Consider the following 534-nt stretch of genomic DNA (forward strand, 5'->3'; position numbering starts at 1 on the left):
TTTTCCATAGAGGGCTTCATCATCCATAGACGCTAAAATGCCATTCATTTCATGGGCTTGTTTTTTAGCACTATCAGCAAAGATCTTTGGGGTTGCTGTCATATACAGACGTTTTTTACCCCGAATGATGCTGTTATCATGAACCTTGATAAATTCAGATTCATGCTTGTCTGTTCCCAATACAACACCAGTTGTTCTATGCGCTTCATCACAAATGATCAGATCAAATTCGGGTAAATCATGGGTATTTTGTGCATCGGAAATCACTTGAATGGAATGGTAAGTCGAAAAGACCACGGTCATCACATCAAGAGAGGTTTTATTGGCTTTACGTGCAAGCTCTTTTGCATCCGTTGTAGCAGGCAAGGCAAGATCAGAGGTATCCAGACCAGATTCATCATCATTTTGTTTTTTACGACGCTTTCCCACTTGTGTATCCGAACATACCGCAAAGGAACGCAAGGGCACTTCTGTATCAAGGGTCCATTCACGGATTGTTTGTGACATCAAAGCAAGGGAAGGCACCAAAAACAA

1 protein-coding gene is annotated in these 534 nt (G+C 41.6%); it reads right to left on the reverse strand.

Annotated elements, in window-relative coordinates; all coding sequences use genetic code 11:
• The coding region (locus tag ACFIK6_RS10290) for a DEAD/DEAH box helicase family protein (protein WP_375677630.1) at window positions 1-534 on the reverse strand (534 nt) is incomplete at both ends.

The sequence above is a fragment of the Bartonella sp. AS69XJJH genome (genome assembly GCF_042195585.1).
GTDB lineage: Bacteria > Pseudomonadota > Alphaproteobacteria > Rhizobiales > Rhizobiaceae > Bartonella.